This window comes from Paenibacillus dendrobii (assembly GCF_009807035.1).
GTDB classification, from domain to species: domain Bacteria; phylum Bacillota; class Bacilli; order Paenibacillales; family Paenibacillaceae; genus Paenibacillus_AQ; species Paenibacillus_AQ dendrobii.
The window spans coordinates 556,543-577,721 of sequence record NZ_WUBI01000002.1 but is presented as its reverse complement, the minus strand read 5'-3'; the positions used below and the strand labels follow the sequence as shown (position 1 = coordinate 577,721).

The 21,179-nt window shown below is 47.4% G+C and carries 18 protein-coding genes; 16 read left to right on the top strand and 2 right to left on the bottom strand.

The features are described from left to right. Nucleotides 1-87: 87 nt before the first annotated feature. A complete protein-coding gene (locus tag GRF59_RS16685; RefSeq protein WP_160498822.1) occupies nucleotides 88-1,329 on the top strand; it encodes an extracellular solute-binding protein in 1,242 nt (413 codons plus the stop codon). A 31-nt stretch (nucleotides 1,330-1,360) separates the two neighbouring features. Here the strand turns inward: GRF59_RS16685 and GRF59_RS16680 are convergent, their stop codons facing one another. Both GRF59_RS16680 and GRF59_RS16675 read right to left on the bottom strand, forming a co-directional pair. Continuing rightward, the gene (locus GRF59_RS16680) at nucleotides 1,361-2,461 is read right to left on the bottom strand and encodes a coiled-coil domain-containing protein (protein WP_341480087.1); all 1,101 of its coding nucleotides are present in this window, start codon (nucleotides 2,459-2,461) and stop codon (nucleotides 1,361-1,363) included. 199 nt (nucleotides 2,462-2,660) lie between these two features. Further along, the gene (locus GRF59_RS16675; RefSeq protein ID WP_136606519.1) at nucleotides 2,661-2,897 is read right to left on the bottom strand and encodes a DUF2626 family protein; all 237 of its coding nucleotides are present in this window, start codon (nucleotides 2,895-2,897) and stop codon (nucleotides 2,661-2,663) included. Nucleotides 2,898-3,439: 542 nt separating this feature from the next. Here GRF59_RS16675 and GRF59_RS16670 point away from each other — a divergent pair. The 15 genes from GRF59_RS16670 (at nucleotide 3,440) to GRF59_RS16600 (ending at nucleotide 21,164) form a co-directional block, all read left to right on the top strand. Then, nucleotides 3,440-4,087 carry an RsfA family transcriptional regulator gene (locus GRF59_RS16670; RefSeq protein WP_160498821.1) on the top strand — a complete coding sequence of 216 codons (648 nt, stop codon included), beginning with the start codon at nucleotides 3,440-3,442 and terminating at the stop codon, nucleotides 4,085-4,087. Nucleotides 4,088-4,308: 221 nt separating this feature from the next. Further along, nucleotides 4,309-5,286, top strand: coding sequence for a ketopantoate reductase family protein (locus GRF59_RS16665; protein WP_160498820.1), 978 nt, complete (start codon nucleotides 4,309-4,311; stop codon nucleotides 5,284-5,286). Further along, nucleotides 5,283-5,678: a DUF3397 domain-containing protein gene (locus GRF59_RS16660; protein ID WP_341480086.1), complete on the top strand. Its 396-nt coding sequence runs from the start codon at nucleotides 5,283-5,285 to the stop codon at nucleotides 5,676-5,678. Before GRF59_RS16665 ends, GRF59_RS16660 begins: the two co-directional genes overlap by 4 nt. A 145-nt stretch (nucleotides 5,679-5,823) precedes the next feature. Continuing rightward, nucleotides 5,824-7,488 carry a peptide ABC transporter substrate-binding protein gene (locus GRF59_RS16655; protein ID WP_160498818.1) on the top strand — a complete coding sequence of 555 codons (1,665 nt, stop codon included), beginning with the start codon at nucleotides 5,824-5,826 and terminating at the stop codon, nucleotides 7,486-7,488. Between the two features lie 203 nt (nucleotides 7,489-7,691). Then, complete coding sequence (locus GRF59_RS16650) at nucleotides 7,692-8,624, top strand: ABC transporter permease (protein ID WP_160498817.1); 933 nt, start codon at nucleotides 7,692-7,694, stop codon at nucleotides 8,622-8,624. A 2-nt stretch (nucleotides 8,625-8,626) separates the two neighbouring features. Further along, nucleotides 8,627-9,574 carry an ABC transporter permease gene (locus GRF59_RS16645; RefSeq protein WP_160498816.1) on the top strand — a complete coding sequence of 316 codons (948 nt, stop codon included), beginning with the start codon at nucleotides 8,627-8,629 and terminating at the stop codon, nucleotides 9,572-9,574. Between the two features lie 14 nt (nucleotides 9,575-9,588). Then, nucleotides 9,589-10,584, top strand: a complete 996-nt coding sequence (locus GRF59_RS16640; RefSeq protein WP_160498815.1) for an ABC transporter ATP-binding protein — start codon at nucleotides 9,589-9,591, stop codon at nucleotides 10,582-10,584. Continuing rightward, nucleotides 10,581-11,510, top strand: a complete 930-nt coding sequence (locus GRF59_RS16635) for an ABC transporter ATP-binding protein (RefSeq protein WP_160498814.1) — start codon at nucleotides 10,581-10,583, stop codon at nucleotides 11,508-11,510. The genes GRF59_RS16640 and GRF59_RS16635 overlap by 4 nt, the downstream gene beginning before the upstream one ends. Nucleotides 11,511-11,743: 233 nt before the next feature. Continuing rightward, a complete protein-coding gene (bshC, locus tag GRF59_RS16630; RefSeq protein ID WP_160498813.1) occupies nucleotides 11,744-13,375 on the top strand; it encodes a bacillithiol biosynthesis cysteine-adding enzyme BshC in 1,632 nt (543 codons plus the stop codon). A gap of 25 nt (nucleotides 13,376-13,400) precedes the next feature. Then, entirely contained in the window at nucleotides 13,401-14,672 is a 1,272-nt protein-coding gene (locus GRF59_RS16625; RefSeq protein WP_160498812.1) for an adenosylhomocysteinase, read from the top strand. Between the two features lie 217 nt (nucleotides 14,673-14,889). Next, nucleotides 14,890-15,327 carry a division/cell wall cluster transcriptional repressor MraZ gene (mraZ, locus tag GRF59_RS16620; protein WP_160498811.1) on the top strand — a complete coding sequence of 146 codons (438 nt, stop codon included), beginning with the start codon at nucleotides 14,890-14,892 and terminating at the stop codon, nucleotides 15,325-15,327. Nucleotides 15,328-15,347: 20 nt separating this feature from the next. Then, entirely contained in the window at nucleotides 15,348-16,298 is a 951-nt protein-coding gene (gene rsmH / locus GRF59_RS16615; protein ID WP_160498810.1) for a 16S rRNA (cytosine(1402)-N(4))-methyltransferase RsmH, read from the top strand. 67 nt (nucleotides 16,299-16,365) lie between these two features. Continuing rightward, nucleotides 16,366-16,794, top strand: coding sequence for an FtsB/FtsL family cell division protein (locus tag GRF59_RS16610; RefSeq protein ID WP_202128709.1), 429 nt, complete (start codon nucleotides 16,366-16,368; stop codon nucleotides 16,792-16,794). A gap of 19 nt (nucleotides 16,795-16,813) precedes the next feature. Continuing rightward, nucleotides 16,814-19,126: a penicillin-binding transpeptidase domain-containing protein gene (locus GRF59_RS16605; RefSeq protein ID WP_160498809.1), complete on the top strand. Its 2,313-nt coding sequence runs from the start codon at nucleotides 16,814-16,816 to the stop codon at nucleotides 19,124-19,126. A gap of 85 nt (nucleotides 19,127-19,211) precedes the next feature. After that, a complete protein-coding gene (locus GRF59_RS16600) occupies nucleotides 19,212-21,164 on the top strand; it encodes a stage V sporulation protein D (RefSeq protein ID WP_160498808.1) in 1,953 nt (650 codons plus the stop codon). Nucleotides 21,165-21,179: the final 15 nt, after the last annotated feature.

Sequence of the window (21,179 nt, the reverse complement as noted above, 5' to 3'; positions counted from 1 at the left end):
TTCCAATAAAAAGTAGGACAAGCGCCCTATCCTTTTGATAAAATGATGAATATGGTATGAAGCCATTGCCAGAGGAGGCCGAAAGACGTGAAGCGGAAAAATTATTGGTTTTTGTTTGCTATCCTGCTGCTAGCATTGACCAGCTTGTCCCAAGGCCAAAATTTGACTCCAAACAAAAGCAGCAGCGAGGAAAGAAAAACAATGTCTTGGAATCCGCAGCCCTCCTCTCCGCAGGATACGATCGATCAGCCGATTCGGGTTGTAACACATTTAAATGAATCCGATTACAAGGAACTGCTTGATATAAATCAATCCTTCATCAGTGAAACGGGCATACAGGTTGATATTCGGAATATCCCGGATGCCGATGCTTACCACCAGTTGACTGCAGCCCTTGAGGTAGGGGACGGGCCGGATGTGATGCTTGTCAATAGTCCCTGGATCCGTTCGCTTGCTTCAAGCGGGTACATACTTCCTGCAGAATCTTATCAGAACAGCACAAACGGTAGTGATGTGATCAGCCCGATAATCCAATTGCTGGAGTGGAACGGATATCAGTGGGGAATCCCTCTCGATATGGACCCTTACGTGCTTGTCTGGCAGGCACATGCTTTGCAGACATTGGGTATATCTGATATTCCGCAGGCGGGCAAGGGATGGAAGGATCTGCTGGCCAAGCAGGAGGGCCGGAAGGATAAGAAATTGATTGCTATTCCCGCAGGGGATGCTTTCGCTTTTGCCGCTCTAATGGGTATCGTCGGCACCAATCCTGTATCCCCTACAGATGAGAGCTTGGAATACCTAAGCAAACTCCGGATGGGAATACAGTTCATCGAGCCCGGCGGAACCCGGGAAGCATGGACAAGCTTGAGGAATGATGATCTCGTTATGATGGCGATGCCTGCCTCGGCAGCCAGAAAGGAGACGAACACGAACGGCACGCTGGAGCTACGTCTTCCCGAGCAGCTTTACGCTGAAAATCCGTTTTTGCTCCGCGGAAGATCTTATGCTGTATCTGCCCAAGCACAGCAACCGGAGACGGCTGCAGAATGGATCGCGTATATGACGTCAAATCATTCCCAGCAGCTCTGGTCGGCGGCAACGGGTTATTTGCCAGCCTTGAAGGAGATGTACGAGGAGGGGCATTTTCAATGGATACAGCCACCGATCCACCTGGATCAGCTGCTGAAACCGGCGGAAGATAAGGCAGCGGACAGCCTGCTGCAAACCGAGTGGGAGATCTTTTCGAAGGCGGCGAAGCGCTTTTTATCCGGTAAGATGACGGAACAGGAGTATAGGGAGGCCATGGGAGGCCACCCTAAGGAGTAAACCCTTCATTCCCCACAAACAAGGCGCGGGATTACATGGAGAGCTTCAGCGTAACATGTAGGATCTGATCTCTGCTGGTCACCTCAGTAGCTTTAACGAAGGAAACAATTTGCTGCGGATAGAAGCCAAGGTCAAATTCTTTTTCAAGCTGACGGCAAGTAGTATCCGGCAGTTCCAGCCCATTGAACACGAGCTTGTCGACATGAAATAAAATTGAATTTTCAGGCTCGTTTTCAACACTGTAATGCCCTTCCACCTGTAGGCTTAAATTGCCGCTTTCGCCTGCTGCAATGACTTTGTTGTCACGGAAATGGAAGGCGAAATTATTAAAAAGCTCATTTTTACTCTTTAGAAAATCGTTAAGATCATCTTCCTGAATTTCGATGGAATACGTGGTGCCGTTCGTCCGGATGGCTCCTTTTTTGTTCTGGATGAATTCAGGCAGGTCATCCATAGCCGATGAAAGGGCCGAGAAGTAGCGTTTAACTTCATACATGCCGACGTTCTCCCAATAGTTGGTGAATTCCTGAATCATTTTTTTCATGGCTTCAGGATCGCTGCTGCCGGCAATGCTGGAATCAAGGTCTTTTTGAAGCGCAAGGACTCGTTCTCTTTGCTTAATAAGGCTATTTTTTATCGCTGTGAGCTGCGCATAGGAGTTCTCCATTCTCTGCTGTGTTTCCTTGATGCTTTGATATTGGGACTGATAAGCATTTAGTACTGTCTTGTCCTGATCCATGATCATTTCATAATAGCTGTATATTTCCAGAAGATTGCTCAGGCTTTTGGCTGAAAAAAGCAGCGTAAACAGATTGTCCCTTTCACCCATATAATAGGAACGAACAACGGCCCCTGCATGCTCCTGGCGGTTTTTAATCTGCTCCTGCTTCGCTTCGAGCTGGCTCTGAAGTTTGCCGATTCCAGTCTGCGTATCGTCCTGCTGACGGGTGATGCGGTCGATCTCATGGTCGATTTCAACGATAGAGAGACTTTTCTGCAGCATTTGCTGTTGGTCATCGTTCTCAGGTTTGACGGGATCGGCAAGAAGGTTATGCTGCGGGTGAAGCAGCGAGAGGAGCAGAAGCGGCACAAGCAGATATATCAGGCGCAGGCGTCTTTTTGCGGCCTTCACAGATCCTCCTCCCCTCAAAGGCTAGTCTTGGATAAGGATTTTTTATCAACCCTCATGTAAATATATGCTTGTTTATAAAAAATATCATCCCTCTCTTTTCAACCATGTAAGGATGATCGAAACAAAGAAAAAAGACGGTCCGGCATCGATGTCGGATCGTCTTTTTTTGGTAACTCTTCAAGCTCATTTGATCGGTAGCTTACAGCGGTAGTCCCATTTTAAAGACTGTCCAGTAGCTGAAACCGGTAAAAGTCACGATCATATAGCCCCAGAAGAGAAGAATGTAGGTTTTTTCCGTAAACTTCAGATAACCCAAAATCACGAAAAATGCTGTCTGCAAGAAGAACAACAGAGCCATTTCCACCATGTTCCCGGCAAATGCCATCAAACCGATAGCGAGTGTAAAGAAGCCCAGTACTCGAAACATGCGTGCCACGTAGTATCCCCCTCTCCTTATGTACGGTCGTAGCTTTACTACACATCATTATAACGTTAACCCAAAAATGTGTAAACGAAAAGTCGTGAACAATTGTGAACTTTTTAAGATTATAGATTTTGTGAATTTTTCAGCGTAGCTGAAGTCGTCTATAATCGATGCGGAAAATCGCTTGCATGCATCCGTCCTTAGGGTGGTCACGATGAGGTGCTCATTATTTATTGTGATCAATGTTATTGAAACTATTCAGACGGGAGGTATGCATTTACGGCCGTGTGCGAATATATTGAACTAAATACGATGCTGTTATGCGATATGTTCAATGCTATGGCGTTTTTGCATGCTCTATTTTTTCTTTAGTTCATTTAATGTAGTATGAGCCATTTGAAATTTGGCAATACAAAATAGTATCAAATAGATTCTATGAACTCTATGAGAAGCATAGAAATGAAAATAAGCAGCTGTTATACCTCATTCAAACCCGGCAGAATGCCGGTTATGGAGACGGTTATTTTAGGATGTTGTTAGGAGGGTTTTGTTGCATGACAGCAGTAAGACAAGATGCATGGAGTACAGAGGATGATCTCATTTTAGCGGAGGTGACCTTGAGACATATCCGCGAAGGAAGCACACAACTTGCAGCCTTCGAGGAGGTCGGGGAAAAAATTGGCAGGACATCCGCAGCCTGCGGTTTCCGCTGGAACAGCTGTGTCCGTAAGAAGTATGAGGAAGCGATCAGCCTGGCGAAGACGCAACGTCAAAAGCGAAGTTATTACAAAAAACAACCTTCGAACCCGATGCAGGTGGCTGGTCTCAGCCTAAGCGAAGCGGAAGCCGGATTTTTCAAGGTGGAGGGTGCAACCGAGGAATCGCTGTCCATTGATGCTGTCATACGCTTTTTACGCCAATGGAAAGGGAATTTGCAGGAAAACGGCCGCCAGTTGAAAATGCTGGAGAAGGAACTTCGTGAGAAGGAAGAAGAACTTGCCAGTCTAAAAAGAGTCAATGAGCAGCTTAGCAAGGAAGTCAACGAAGTTCAGACGGATTATCGGGTTGTCAACGACGATTACAAGGCGCTGATTCAAATCATGGATCGGGCCCGCAGGCTTGCTTTTTTAACGGAAGAAGAGGAAGAACTGAAAACTCGGTTTAAAATGGATGCAAACGGAAATCTCGAGCGAATCGAGTAGCAGAACGTAGGTATCTAAAGCCATAACCCGAACACCCGTCCGGATAAGCGAGAGCAAAAGCGCGCCGAACGGGTTTTTCCGTATTTATCTTGGATCTACAGTAATCAAACTTGTGGTCTGGTGCTTGTCAAGCATCAGACTTTTTTCTCGTATCAAGGCGCAAACATGCTATATAATATTTTTAGAATGACAATCACAAGAAAAAAGACAGGTGAACGAAAATGATAATTGATGTGGTTGGAGCAGGCTCTCTAGGCCTTCTATATAGCGGCAAGCTGGCAGCTGCGGACGTGGAGGTACGGTTATGGTGCAGAAGCGTTGGGCAGGCCAAAGAATTGCGAAGCAAAGGCATTACTGTTCTGGATGTCCATGGTGCAATGGAATCAGCCGTCGATCCCGAGGCTTTCTTGACTGGATCGATTGAGGAGTTTTCGAAGCGTTGGAAGCAGGAACCTGGCCAATGGATATTCCTAATGACCAAGCAAAAAGATGCTGAAGCGGTGAGTTCCATGACAGCCGGCCGCCTTGTGAAGGAAGGGATCTCAGTGGAACAGCAGCCCGGGGTGGTTTGTTTTCAAAATGGTTACGGGCATATGGAACGAATAGAAGGTATTTTGCCGGGTTGGCCATTGTATGCAGCGATTACGACAGAAGGCGCGAAGCGGACGAAGCGGCACGAAGTACTGCATGCCGGATCTGGTATGACGTGGATTGGAGTCCCGGAGGCACATTCCAGGGCAAAAGTATCGGTTCATGCTGAAAGATTGGTCAAAATGCTGCAAAAAGCAGGATTTTCAGCCGATTTATCGAATGACATCGATAGCAGAATTTACCGGAAGCTGTTGATTAATGCGGTGATCAATCCGCTTACTGCACTATGGAACATTCCTAACGGCGAGCTACTTGCATCGGACAAGCGTATGCAGACCATGCGAATGCTTTTAGATGAGGCACTTGAGGTATATGATGCATGCGGCATCCCCTATGAGGATGATATATGGGAGCAAATCCTGGAAGTATGCTCTTCGACTGCAGGCAACACATCTTCCATGCTGAAGGATGTACAGGAGGGAGCTGCGACGGAGGTGGATTGGATTAACGGCAGTATTACGGCTCTTGGATTGAAGGCCAACAAGCGCGCTGTAACCCATGAACTGATAACCGGCCTGGTCAAAGGCCTGACGATAAGAGAGGAGTGAGTCATTTGGATTTTTTGAAAAATTCATTTATCTTTCTGAGCATTCTTCCGTTTTTTCCTTTTCTGGCCGTATATTTTATCCATTATTGGTGGAAGCATAACAAGAAGGCATCACTGAAGCTTGCGATGGATGTCACGACGCTGTTCCTAATCATATCGGTATCGGCATTGTTTAATCTTACCTTTGGTTCAAGGTTTGGATTTTATCTGATTTTATTGCTTCTATTGATAGCGGTTGGATTGATTGGCAGTGCCCAAAACCGACTGAAGGGCAGGATCGATGTCCAGAAAATGTCTAAATTGATTTGGAGAATGTCCTTCATTATTATGAGTTTTAGCTACTTCGTTTTTACAATAATTGGTTTGATTAAATACATATTTATGTCAATGTAATAATTAATTATGCAAATGATATTAAGCAGAATATATATACAATTTCAAGCATGTAAGGTTTTTTCTTTGATTAGCTGTGGATTTTTTTGACCACTGGTTGTATAATCATTTAACATACACTACAAACAACCTTAGGGGGATTATCATGAGAAGGAAAACACTTTTAACTCTACTAACTCTTCTCCTTGTAGCAGGAACCGTTCTTGCGGGCTGCGGCTCCAAGAAAGAAGGAGAAGGTAGCGGCTCCAGCAAAGAAAACACTGCAGCTGCGAAAGAGCAAGTTCTGCACATCAATCTCAGCGCTGAACCGCCAACGTTTGATCCGGCTCAAGCGCAGGACAGCCAAGCTCATACCGTTCTGAACATGATGTATGAAGGTCTGGTTCGCCTGGACGAAAACAGTAAACCAATTCCGGGTGTTGCAGAAAAATGGGAGATTTCGTCCGACGGATTGAAATATGTTTTCCATCTCCGCAAAGATGCGAAATGGAGTAACGGTGATCCTGTAACGGCGAAAGATTTCGTCTTTGCATGGCAGCGTGTTCTTGATCCGAATACGACTCCAGCACCTCCTTACGCATATCAACTGTACTACATCAAAGGTGCCGAAGATTTCAACGGTAAAAAGACCACTGATTTCTCTACAGTTGGCGTAAAAGCAACCGACGACAATACGCTTGAAGTTACATTGAACAATCCGACTCCGTACTTCCTGGGTCTGACTTCGTTCTACACTTTCTATCCGGTGCATCAATCCGTGAAAGACAACGCGAAATGGTCTGCTGATCCGAAGACAATGATCACTAACGGACCATTCACGCTGACAACATGGACAACCGGTCAAAAGATCGAAGTTTCGAAAAACGCAAACTATTGGGATAACAAAGACATTAAGCTGAACAAAATCACGATGTCCCTTTCTAACAGCGGTGCAACCGAGCTGTCAAGCTACAGAAGCGGACAATTGGACTTCGCAGGTATGCCAAATGGCGAGATTCCTACGGACCAAATGCCAGCTGTTAAGAAAGAGCTGAAGGACGAGCTTGATCTTAAGGCTGTCGGCAGCATTTATTACTATCAATTTAATGTAACTGCAAAACCTTTTGATAATGCTAAAATTCGTAAAGCCTTTACAATGTCGATTAACCGTCAAGATATTGTTGACAAAGTAACTCAAAGTGAGGAAAAACCTGCATTTGGTTTTGTACCTCCGGGCATCGCCGGTGCCAAGGATGAATTCCGTACCGAACATAAAGACGATTTCTTCACTGAAAACATGGATGAGGCTAAAAAAATGCTTCAAGAGGGTATGCAAGAAGAAGGATATACGACTCTTCCTCCAGTAACCCTGATCTATAACTCCAGTGACAAGCATAAGAAAATTGCGCTTGCAGTAGCTGATATGTGGAAGACAAACCTGGGTGTTGACGTGAAAACCGAGAACCAAGAATGGGGCGTATTCCTCAAAAACCGTAGAAGTCTGAACTACCAAATCGCTCGTGCAGGCTGGAGCCCAGACTACAATGATCCAATGACATTCTTTGATCTGTGGACTTCGAAGAGCGGTAACAATGACGTAGGCTTCAAAAACCCAGATTATGATGCTCTTATTAAGGATGCTTATTCTTCCGCTGACAACAACAAGCGGATGGAAGATTTCACTAAGGCCGAAAATATTTTGATCAAAGATCAACAAGTGCTTATGCCGATTTACTATTATACCAACGTAGCACTGCTTAAACCGAACCTGAAAGGTGTACTTATCGATTATGCAGGTGGGGTTGACTTTACGCGTGCTTACTTCGAGTAAACATCGTGTGTAGATTTGGATAAGTAATTCGGGATATATATGTGGAAACTCCATATATATCCCGTTTTTTTTGCATCTCACACCCTTGTGGTAGATATTTCTTTGATTAGTAATAAATAGATTGGACAAAGGTGCCCTCGATTCATTAAAATCGAAATATGTCGAATATTGTATAAACAAATTAGCGGGGAGGGTAATCGGGCATGGTGCGTTATGTAGCCAACAAGTTTTTTTATATGCTGGTGTCATTGTTTATTCTGATATCAGCCACATTCTTTCTGATGAAAGCCATTCCTGGGGATCCTTTTATGTCCGAGAAAAAGGTTCCGCCTGAAATACAAGCCCGTCTCATGGAGCAGTACGGTCTCGATAAGCCGGTTTACCAGCAATACTTCAAATATCTCGGTGATATCGCGACTGGTGATTTTGGCATCTCCATGAAACACCAAAATCAGGAAGTAACAGGCATTATCCTGCAAACCTTCTCAGCTTCCCTGAAAATCGGATTGATCGCAATCGTCATTTCCGTCTTCATCGGGGTCCTGCTCGGGATGCTCGCGGCTCTTTACCATAGGAAACTGATCGACAATGTCGCGATGATCCTCGCTGTACTGGGAATTGCGGTCCCGAGCTTCGTGCTGGCGTCTTTAATCCAGTTTGTTTTCGGCGAGAAGCTCGGTTGGTTTAACGTTATGGGCTTTGACGGACCGCTGGACTATGTGCTTCCGGTAGCAGCCCTGGCTGCTCAGCCGATTGCTTTTATCGCGCGTCTGACCCGTTCCAGCATGCTTGAAGTGCTGCATGCGGACTATATCAAGACAGCCAAAGCGAAGGGCCTTAACTGGTTCACAATCATGTTCCGGCATGTCATTCGCAACGGCATTTTGCCTGTTGTCACCTATATCGGTCCAATGACGGCCAATATCATTACCGGTTCGGTCGTTATCGAACAAATCTTTAGTATCGGCGGCATAGGCAAAGTGTTCGTTGAATGTATCACAAACCGTGACTATACGATGATTATGGGCGTAACGATTTTTTATGGTATTCTGCTTATGCTTGCTCGTTTTATTACAGATATTGTTTATGTGCTGGTTGATCCGCGTATTAAATTAACCGGCGGGAAGGAGGGCTAACGATGGCAGTTAACGATACAACTTTGCCTAACGCTAATGTAGAGCTGTCGCCCGAGGACTTCCGCAAAATAGGCGTTGATGAGAAGCAGGCTGAAGTCATTCAGCGGGAAAGCCTTTCAGCATGGCAGGACGCTTGGCTGCGACTGCGCAAAAACAAGTTGGCCATGGCCAGCCTGGTCGTACTCGTGCTTATTATTCTCGCAGCGATTATCGGCCCTTTTATTTCTAAGTTTAACTACTACTCCAATGATCTGCTCAATACGAACCAGCCGCCTTCCAAAGAACACTGGTTCGGAACAGATGATTTGGGACGCGATATGTTCGTGCGTACTTGGATGGGTGCCCGCATCTCGCTGATTGTCGGTCTTGCGGCCGCGTTAATCGATCTTATGATCGGTGTTATCTACGGCGGTATCATGGGCTTCTTCGGTGGCCGCGTGGATGCTATCATGAACAAATTTTCGGAGATTTTGTACTCCATTCCTTATATGCTGGTAACTATCCTGCTGCTTGTTGTATTTGAACCAAGCATAGGAACCATCATTTTGGCACTGACCATCACCGGATGGATCAACATGTCCTGGATCGTGCGGGGCGAAATCATGCAGCTCAAAAACAGAGAGTATGTTTTGGCCTCCCGTTCCATGGGTGCAGGCTCCAATCGGTTGTTGTTCCGGCATTTGCTTCCCAATGCAGTAGGTCCAATCATCGTAACGCTGACATTGTCCGTGCCGAATGCGATCTTCTCTGAAGCATTCCTCAGCTTCCTCGGTCTCGGGGTGCAAGCTCCGGTGGCATCACTGGGTTCGATGATCAATGATGCATTGACGGGCTGGATGTATTATCCTTGGCGGATGCTCTTCCCGGCCATTCTGATCAGCTTGACGATGCTGGCATTTAATATTTTCGGTGATGGCCTCCGCGATGCGCTCGATCCGAAACTGAAATAACAGGAGGTGAGATCATGGAACCGATTTTACAAGTAAAAGACCTGCAAGTTTCCTTTCAAGTAAAGGGTGGAGAAGTCAAGGCCGTCCGCGGCATGAACTTTGAAATAGGCAAAGGAGAAACAGTGGCGATTGTAGGTGAATCCGGTAGTGGTAAGAGTGTTACCGCTCAAACGATTATGCGCCTGATCCCATCGCCGCCTTCTCAAATCAAAAGCGGTGAAATTATTTTTCAGGGAGAAGATATCCTGAAAAAATCAAATAAACAAATGGAGCATATCCGCGGTAAAGATATCGGCATGATCTTCCAGGATCCAATGACTTCCCTCAACCCTACGATTAAAGTAGGCAAGCAAATTACGGAAGTTCTTATTAAGCATCAGAAGCTGTCGAAAGCTGAAGCGAAAACCCGCGGCGTTGAAATGCTGAAGCTTGTCGGCATTAAAAATCCGGAAGAACGCTTCGGACAGTACCCGCATGAATTCTCCGGCGGTATGCGCCAGCGTGTTATGATTGCGATTGCTCTGGCTTGTAATCCAGCGCTTCTGATCGCCGATGAACCGACGACAGCGCTTGACGTAACGATTCAGGCTCAAATTATGGATGTCATGAAAGACATGCAGAAGAAGTTCGGCACTTCCATTATTCTGATCACGCATGACCTTGGCGTCGTTGCCGGTATGTGTGACCGCGTAATCGTTATGTATGCAGGCGAAGTGGTAGAAACCGGAACGAAATGGGAGATCTTTAAAAATCCGCAGCATCCGTACACGAAGGGCTTGCTTCGTTCCATGCCGCGTCTGGACCAGAAAAAGAATGAGCCTCTCATTCCGATCATCGGTACGCCGCCAGATTTGATCAAGCCGCCGATCGGCTGCGCATTCTGCGCGCGTTGTGATGAAGCGATGAAAGTTTGCGAACGCATCAATCCAGGCTCCACGGAATTTAGCGATACCCATACGGCTCGCTGCTGGAACCTGCATGAGATGGCGAAGGAGGTACATTCGTCATGAAAGAGAACCATTTGATCGAAGTTGAAGGTCTGAAAAAGTACTTTAACGTAGGCGGAGGCAAAATCGTCAAAGCCGTTGATGACATCAATTTCTTTATTCGTGAAGGCGAAACGCTAGGCATGGTTGGCGAGTCCGGATGCGGAAAATCTACCGCAGGCCGCACCATCCTCCGTTTGTACGAGCCTACCGCAGGCAGCATGCGTTTTAACGGAACCGATATCTACAAACTTCCTCCAAACAAAATGAAAGCCATGCGCCGCGATATGCAGATGATCTTTCAAGATCCGTATGCATCGCTGAATCCGCGTTTTACCGTGTCCGATATTATCGGCGAAGCGCTGGACATTCACAAGCTTGCAGGAAGCCGCAAGGAACGCAAGTATCGTATCGAAGAACTGCTGGACATGGTTGGACTGAATCCCGATCATGCCACGCGTTACCCGCATGAGTTTTCGGGTGGACAACGTCAGCGGATTGGTATTGCGCGGGCGCTCGCGGTGAATCCTAAATTTATTATTTGTGACGAACCGATCTCTGCGCTTGACGTATCCATTCAGGCACAGGTGGTTAACCTGCTCAAAGAACTGCAGGATCGCCTTGGATTGACTTATCTGTTTATCGCCCATGATCTTTCCATGGTCAAGCATATTAGCGACCGTGTCGCGGTTATGTATTTAGGCAAGATGGTAGAGCTCGCGGATAGCGAAGAGCTTTATGCCAATCCGATTCATCCTTATACGAAGACATTGCTGTCTGCGATCCCGATTCCCGATCCGGAAATCGAGGAGAACAAGAAGCGGATCATCATGGATGATGAGCTGTCTGGACCGATCCATTCTGCCAAGGGTGGAAGCGGGATAGAGCAGGAAGACACTCGACTTGTCGAGGTATCGAAAGGTCATTGGGTTGCTGCTCCATACGCATAAGCCTGAAAAGGTGACCGCCGGTTTTTCCGGCGGTTTTTTTCGTTTTGGCATGGCATACTGATACATGAAGCGTTATAATTATAAAACTGTAACTGATTTTGAAGCATTTGAAGACTGGCACAGTGGATTCCCTTGTTTTGCTTTGACGGCAGAGGCAACTTTGGTTACAATCAAGAAAGATTTCCAAGTGAACGCATGAGATTTGAACAGGTACAGAATAGGAGGCATACTTCATGAATGTTGTTTCTGATTCGCTGAAGAGCGGCTCCGCTCTTGCAGATGATTATATAAACCGCTTTTCGCAGGTACAGGACCTGTATGGTGATGATTTTCGCCGGGAAGAGTCATGGAGCAACCGTGCAGCATGGTTAAGTGATTCCGAAGGAACGCGTGTGGATAGAAAAGCCCTGGTAGATTGTCTAAGACAATATAATAGCAAGCACAACGACCATAAAGAGGTACATAACTCGCTTGATTTACTTGCGCAGACAAGTACGCTTGCCGTCGTTGGCGGACAGCAAAGCGGACTGTTTACCGGTTCGCTGCTTGTCGTCTATAAGGCTTTAACCATCATACTGGCCGCCAGGGAAGCGCAGGAAAAGCTGCAGCGGCCCGTTGTTCCGGTATTCTGGATCGCAGGCGAGGATCATGACTGGGACGAGGTTAACCATACCTATGTCATGACACCGGAACTGCAGGTCGCCCGAATAAAAATGGATGCGGTCCCGGGGCCGAAAAGTTCCGTTAGTCATATTCGGGTATCGCCTGAACAATGGAAGCAGGCGCTGGGCCATCTGGCTGCGCTTCTGCCTGACAGTGTGAACAAGCCTGAGATCATGCAGTTGCTGAATCAGGCTGCCGAAGAATCGGGCAACTTGAGTGACGCGTTTGCCAAGCTGCTGGGCATCCTGTTCGGCGAACTGGGACTTATCCTTTTGGATTCGGCGGATCCTGACCTGCGCCAACTTGAAGTCCCTATATTCGAACGTATCATCCAGCAAAATGATGAGCTAGGTCAAACCTATCAAGCATCTGCATCGCGCATAACGGGGCAGGGATATCAACTGCAGGCCGACGTAGCTGAGGACGGCGCAAACCTCTTCTATATTTATGAAGGGAACCGTTTATTGCTCCAGAAGCAGCAGGGAAACTTCGTGGACCGTAAAGGCGTTGTAAACTTTACCAAGGATGAACTTCTGACCGAACTGCGAGATCATCCCGAGAAGTTCAGTAATAATGTCCTGACACGTCCGTTGATGCAGGAATCTCTCTTGCCAGTACTTGGCACGGTTCTCGGGCAAGGGGAGATATCCTACTGGGCGATTACCAAGGATGCATTTCCCGCTTTGGGGCTGAAAATGCCAATTCTACTGCCAAGAATGTCCTTTACACTGGTTAACGGCACGCTGCGGAAATACATGGAGCATTTTGGATTGTCATTCCAAGATGTGCAGCATCGCTTTGACGATGCGCGCCGGAATTGGTTGAACGCTGAAACCGGGCTTCATGTCGACCCGAAATTCGAAGAGACACGCAGTGCTTTTGAAAAACTGTATGAGCCTCTAATCCGTGAACTCGGAACGATTCAGCCCGGTCTGATCCCTCTCGGGGAGAAAAACAAGGATAAGATTCTGGAGCAGATTTCTTACCTTGAACGCAAAACGAAGCAAGCGTTGGAAAAACAACATGAGGCGGCGCTTCGTCAATGGGAGCAAATCTATGTATCGTTATTCCCTATGGGCAAACCGCAAGAAAGAGTTTATAATATTTTCTACTATATAAATCGTTATGGCTTCAGCTGGATCCATGATATCCTGGAAAGCTGTAAAAGCTATACGCCTGAACATCAGATCATTGAAATGTAATAAAATGAAAAAAAGGAGGCTTTTTATGAGTACATTGGCTTTGGAAAACAGCATTGTAAAAGATATGGCACTTGCCCAGGAGGGACATTTGAAAATCGATTGGGTAGAGGCCCATATGCCGGTTTTGAATCAAATCCGCAAGCAATTTGAAGCGGAACAGCCGTTCAAAGGCCTCAAGGTCACCATATCGCTGCATCTAGAAGCCAAAACAGCTTACTTGGCTAAAGTCGTTCAGGCTGGCGGAGCCGAAGTAACCATTACGGGCAGTAATCCCCTATCCACGCAGGATGATGTATGTGCGGCACTCGTAGAAGATGGCGTAACTGTCCTGGCAAAGTACAACCCGGATCCAGTCGAGTACAAAGATTTCCTGATCCGTGCTTTAGAAACAAAGCCTGATCTGATTATCGATGACGGGGGAGACCTCGTAACCATCCTCCATTCAGAGCGTCCGGATCTGCTTGCGACCATTCGCGGCGGAGCGGAAGAAACAACGACGGGAATTATTCGCCTGAAAGCACTGGAAAAAGAAGGTCTCCTCAAGCTGCCGATGGTGGCAGTAAATGACGCGTATTGTAAATATCTTTTTGATAATCGTTATGGGACAGGGCAGTCGGTTTGGGATGCCGTGAACCGTACCACCAACCTGGTTGTTGCAGGCAAGACTGCGGTTGTCGTCGGTTATGGCTGGTGTGGCAAAGGGGTTGCGATGCGTGCCAAAGGCCTCGGCGCCAAAGTGATCGTGACCGAAGTCGATCCAATTCGGGCTGTCGAAGCGCATATGGATGGCTTTGAAGTGATGCCGATGACCGAAGCAGCAAAACACGGCGATTTCTTCGTGACTGTGACAGGAAACCGGGACGTAATTACAGGCGAACATTTCGATGTGATGAAGGACGGAGCTATTCTGTGCAACGCGGGTCATTTTGATGTGGAGATCAACAAAATTGAGCTGTCCAGCCGCGCCTCTTCCATCCGTACGGTTCGCCGCAATATTGAAGAGTATCAACTTCAAGATGGCCGCAAGGTATATATTCTCGCGGAAGGGCGCCTGGTCAATCTTGGTGCAGGAGACGGACACCCCGCTGAAATTATGGATATGACGTTTGCGCTTCAGGCCATGTCACTGAAATATGTGAATGACAACTATGAAACGATTGGCAGCAAGGTATTGAATGTTCCGCTGGAAATTGATCAGCAGGTTGCACGTTATAAGTTGGAAAGCCTTGGCATTCAGATTGATGAACTAAGCCAGGAGCAGATCACTTATTTGGACAGCTGGACAGGACATGAATAGAAGGTAATTTATTGAATCTATTTACTTTCCGAAAAACCCCTTGAATCCATATGGATCAAGGGGTTTCGTGCTGTCTTAGGTTTAGGTGCCTGTATTTAATATCCAAAAAAACACAGTTAGCAGGAAGGATTTTGATTTTGAGTGGCGAATCTAGTATCCTTAAGTGGTGGAAAGTGGTGCAAAGTGGGGATTTAGGGTTAAGGAGTTGAGTGGCCAAATGTTTATGGGTGAGTTTCAGCACAGCATTGATGATAAAGGCCGCTTAATCATTCCTGCTAAATTCCGTGAGCTTCTGGGCTCGTCCTTTGTGATCACCCGCGGCTTAGACCAGTGTCTCTTTGTTTATCCATTGAATGAATGGAGCATCCTTGAGCAGAAGCTGAAATCGTTACCGCTCATGAAATCGGATGCCCGTGCATTTACTCGTTTCTTTTTCTCAGGAGCGACGGAATGCGAGTGGGACAAACAGGGAAGGGTAAATTTACCGGGGAATCTGCGTCAATACGCGAAGCTCGACAAGGAATGTGTTGTTCTTGGAGTATCCAATCGCGTGGAGATTTGGAGCAAGGATACCTGGGAGACCTATTTTCAGGAATCTGAAGGAGCATTTAACGAAATTGCTGAAAAGCTGGTCGATTTTAATTTTGAATTGTAATAAGTCTGGAGGGCTGCAGCTTGTTTCATCACATCACAGTGCTTAAAGAAGAAGCGACAGAAGGGCTGCACATCAAACGAGACGGCATTTATGTCGACTGTACACTTGGCGGGGCAGGACATAGTTCACTGATTGCGTCCAAGCTTGGAGAATATGGCAGACTAATCGCGCTGGACCAGGATGACTGGGCGCTGAATAATGCGAAGGAAAGACTTGCTCCATTTGAGGACAAGATTTCTTTGGTCAAAACGAACTTTCGAGAATTGGAAGAAACATTAAAAGAATTGGCTGTTCCGATGAAAGACGGCATCCCACAGGTGGATGGTATTCTGTTCGATCTTGGTGTTTCGTCACCACAGTTTGATGAAGGAGAACGGGGATTCAGCTACAACCATGATGCACCGCTGGATATGCGTATGGACCAATCCTCCGATCTGACGGCTTGGCATATCGTAAACGAATGGCCGGAGAAAGAAATTGCACGTGTTCTTTTTCAATATGGGGAAGAAAAGTTTTCCCGGCGTATTGCGAAGTTCATTATTGAACACCGGGAGCAGAGTCCTATTCAAACCACGGGAAAGCTTGTCGATATTATTAAGGAAGGTATACCGGCGGCCGCGCGCAGAACCGGGGGACATCCGGCGAAAAGAAGCTTCCAGGCTTTGCGCATAGCGGTGAATGATGAGCTGGGTGCTTTCGAAGAAGCGCTTCATCAGGCTGTTCGCTGTCTGGCTCCGGGGGGGAGAGTATCAGTTATAACCTTCCATTCTCTCGAAGACCGGATCTGCAAGCAGATTTTCAACAGCTACGTAGGGAAATGCACTTGTCCGCCGGACTTTCCGATGTGTGTATGCGGCGGGAAAGGCGATTTAAAGCTGGTGAACCGGAAACCGATTATGGCTGGTGAAGAAGAACTGGCACAAAATCCGCGTGCACGTTCAGCGAAACTGAGAGTCGCGGAGAAAATATAAATTTTTTAACATAACAAATCACTCTATGCTTGCAAAAGTGTAAGACTATGATGAAGGGGAAGAAGACATGGCCTACACCCGTGGTAACTTGGCAGTTAAGGAACAATCACAGTCTGCAAAGCGCACATATCCCGGTTACCGGGAGAAGACGATGGTGGTTACCCGCCGTACATATCTTCCGATCAAAGAGAAGCTTCTGTATCTGCTTACTATTGTGGTATGTGTCATGGTGGCGAGCCTGATCATCTGGCAGAATGCAAACATTTACGGACTGAACAAGGAAACGCAAAAGACGGAGAGACTGATCAAAACTTCCAAATCGGAAATTAGCCGGTTGACACTTGAAAAACAACAGCTTATGAATGGTGTCCGTGATAAGGCAATACAGCTTGGGTACCAAGAACCGACAGATCAACAGATCATCAACGTGGAACGCTCAAAGATATCCGCAAATACAGAGAAGAATACCGCCGAATCGGAGACGGCAAAAAAATAGGGCTTGTGAGGGTTGAAGGATGATAAAAAGAATAAAACTTCGCACATTGCTACTAGGAGGATTTATCACCCTCCTTTTTGTTGTTTTGCTCATCAGAATGTTTGCTCTTCAGATTGTCCAGGGGAACTCATGGCATGAAAAGGGCACGGCAAAATGGGCCAAGGAATCGGTCATTCCCGCCGAACGGGGAACCATTTCGGATCGGAACGGGGATCCTTTGGCGATTAATGCGCCTGCTTATACGGTAGTCATCAGCCCGAAGGTCATCCATGCCAACGAAACGGAAGAAATGGTCGTTCAAGGTCTTCACCAAATCTTAGGCAAGGATGTAGAGGAATTGCGTAAGCTCGTCAATGCTAAAGACGCAAAAACAGGTGAGTATGCCAAAAGCCGTGAGGTCCGCAACGAAGGCTGGAAAATCGATGAAGCCAAAAAGGCAAAGATCGACAAGCTGAACGATCAGCTCAAGGAGCAGTTCAAGAATAAGAAAAAGGTCCAGGAAACGGGTCTTGATACGCTGAAGGAATCAAAACGTTACTATCCGCAGGGATCGCTGGCTGCCCATGTGATCGGTTATACGGACCGTGAAGGTGATGCAGTAGCGGGCCTTGAAGCTTATCTGAATAAATTCCTGGAAGGAACAGACGGACATTTGAACTACGAGACGGATGCCAATGGATATAAGCTGCCAAACGGGACTGAGCTTTATCAGCCGGCTGTCAATGGTATGAATTACAAGCTGACGATCGACGATACGATCCAGTATTATATCGAAGACGCGATGAAAGAAGCGTATGATAAATACAAGCCGATCAGTATGACAGTTATTGCTGCCGATCCGAAAACGATGGAAATACTGGGCATGGCCAATTTACCTACATTTGATCCGAACACGTACTGGAACACGAAAGATCAACAAGACTTTTTTAATTATGCTGTCAAAGCGACTTATGAACCGGGATCCACGTTTAAGATCGTGACGCTCGCCGGAAGCATTCAGGAAAAGTTGTTTAATCCGAATGATAAATACATGTCCGGACAAATCCTGGTAAAAGGAACTCATCAGTATCTTCGTGATATTAAACGCGCGGGCTGGGGTTCGATTACTTTTCTTGAAGGTGTAAAACGTTCCAGTAACGTAGCTTTCGTTAAACTGGGTTCGGAAATGCTGGGCAAAGAGCGCTTGCTGAAATATATTAAGGATTTTGGATTTGGTGAAAAGACGGGAATTGAGCTTCCGGGTGAAATCTCCAAGGGAATCAATCTGCCTGGTCCCGTCGAAGTGGCTACCGCCTCCTACGGCCATGGGATATCCGTTACCCCGATTCAGCAGCTCGTTGCCATCAGCGCCGTCGCGAACGGCGGAAAAGTTTTGGAGCCTCATATCATCAAGGAGAAAATTGATCCGAACAATGGTGATATTCAATCGTATCCACCCAAAACGAAGCGTCAGGCGATCTCTCCTGAAACCGCAAGTGAAACCAGCGGTTACCTGGAACAGGTCGTTGCGGACCAGGTAATCGGTACAGGACGCAATGCCTATATCGACGGATACAGAGTAGCAGGTAAGACGGGAACCGCCGTGAAATACGGTCCTGATAAAAAGCCGGATTATTCGAAATCTGTCGTCTCCTTTATAGGATTTGCTCCGGTTAACGATCCGAAAATTTCTGTCATCGTCATTATGGACCAGCCGAATGATCCGACGGTTGGCGGCGGCTCCGTTGCGGCTCCGGTCTTCAAAAAAATTGTGGAGCAGTCACTTCAGTATATGGGCGTTCCAAGAACGGCGACCAAAGAGGAAAAGGATAAGGGGAAGGACGACAAAAACAATGCCATACAAGCCCAGAACCGTCCGCCCGCACCGGATATGATCAATAAAAGTGTGAAGGATGCCGAGAAACAGCTTCTGAAATCCGGTATTGTGTTCGATACGCTGGGTAAAGGAACGACAGTCATCAAGCAATTCCCGGCAGTCGGAACACCGCTAAGCCCGGGGCAACGGATTTACCTGCTGACCGAAACGGACAAAGCGATGGGGGTGCCTGATCTCACAGGTGAGTCCCTGCGAGATGCACTGGATGTACTGACCCTGATGAAAGTGTCAGTAAATGTCAGCGGTGAAGGATTCGTCGCGAGCCAGAAGGTCACCAATCAGGCCGGTAAACGAACCGTTGAACTGACCTTGAGGCCTGCAAATGATCCCGGCAGTAACAATGACGGCGGCGATGGAAGCACTGGCAGTAACGGAGGCGAAGGTAACAACGGCCAATCCGGCGGAACTAACCAATCTTCCTCAGGCAAAACCAACGGAGAGAAAAACGACCAGTAAACAGCTTGTTCTAGCCCCTGTTTGTCCCGAATATCATGATAGGAATAACGGTCATGATTCTTAGGATAAACAGGGAGGAATAAGAGTGAAAGTTTCGAACGTAACGCGCAGACGCAGACTCCTGGCCAGTTTGATGGTTCTTTGCTTGCTGTTTGTTGCTATAATAGTAAGGCTCGCGTACGTCCAGCTTGGCACGGGGGCGGAGCTATCGGCCAAAGCGGAGGAAAATTGGCGCAGAGAAATTCCCTCGACAGCCAAACGAGGAGAAATCCAGGATAGGAACGGTACGGCTCTGGCATACAATATCAGTTCCCCGACGATTATGGCGGTCCCTGTGCAGGTGAAGGATCCAGATAAGACGGCGAAGCTGCTGGCACCTCTGCTCGGGATGACCGAGGAGAAAATCAAAAGCACGATTACAAAAAGGCAATCAAGCGTGAAACTTCAGCCCGGTGGACGCAAAATTACGATGGAGCTTGCTCAGAAAATTCGTGATTTAAATCTGCCGGGTATCGTTGTTGCGGAGGACAATAAGAGGTATTATCCTTATGGGGATCTTGCCAGCCATATTCTAGGCTTTACCGGCATCGACAACCAGGGATTGACGGGAGTCGAGCGCAAATATGACAGCAAGCTTGAAGGCATCAATGGCAACATCTCTTATTTATCGGATGCAGGCGGCCGCCTTATGCCGGGTTCATCCGAGAAATACGATGCTCCCAAGGATGGACTGAATCTGCAGCTTACCATCGATAAGTCGATTCAATCGATAATGGAACGCGAGCTTGATCAAGCGATGGTCCAGTATCAGGCCAGAGGTGCCTGGTCAATCGCCATGAATCCCAAGACCGGCGAAATATATGCGATGGCCAGCAGACCGGGGTATGAACCGGCGAATTATAAAGAATACGCATCGGAAGTTTACAACCGTAACCTTCCGATCTGGATGACTTACGAACCGGGATCTACCTTTAAGATTATTACGCTGGCTGCGGCACTTCAGGAAAAGAAAGTGGATCTCAAGCACGAGCAGTTTTTTGATCCGGGGTACATTAAAATTGGCGGAGCCACGCTGAAATGCTGGAAGCGGGGCGGGCATGGCAGCGAAACCTTTTTGCAGGTTGTGGAAAATTCCTGCAATCCGGGGTTCGTAACGCTTGGCAACCGGCTAGGCAAGGATTCGCTGTTTCAGTATATCCGCAACTTTGGTTTCGGTTCGAAGACCGGAATTGACCTGAACGGGGAGGAGAATGGCATTCTGTTCAAGCCTTCCCAAGTCGGTCCCGTGGAACTGGCAACCACTGCTTTCGGACAGGGGGTTTCGGTAACGCCGATACAGCAGGTGGCAGCCGTATCGGCGGCCATCAACGGCGGGAAGCTCTATAAGCCATATGTGGCGAAGGCCTGGGTCAATCCGGAAACAGGAGAGACGGTTAGTGAAACCAAACCGCAGCTTGTCAGACAGGTCATATCTGAAGAAACATCAAAACAGGTGCGCGAAGCATTGGAAAGCGTTGTTGCCAATGGAACGGGCCGTCCTGCTTTTATTGACGGCTACCGGGTCGGAGGAAAAACGGGTACCGCGCAGATCGTTGTAAACGGCAGGTATTCGGCAACCGAGCACATCGTTTCCTTCATTGCTTTTGCACCAGCCGACGATCCGCAAATCGTGGTTTACACGGCGGTGGATAATCCGGCAGGCATTCAGTTCGGTGGCGTGGTTGCCGCGCCAATCGTACAGAATATTTTGAAGGATTCCCTTCAGGTGCTGAATGTGCCGCAGCGCAAGGATCAGTTGCCGAAGGTGTATAAGTATGGAGACACGCCGATTGTCACCGTTCCTGATCTGGTCGGGGCAACCGTGCAGGATTTGTACGAAGATTTGAATATGAACTTCATGCTGGCAAAGTCAGGCACCGGCAATACGGTGGTCAGCCAGGCTCCGAAGCCGGGAAGCCGTGTTGAACGCGGCTCAACCATCCGGATCTATATGGGGGTGGATCCCGAATTGAAAGAGCAAACTAAAGCCCCTGATTGACGACTTCATCATGGC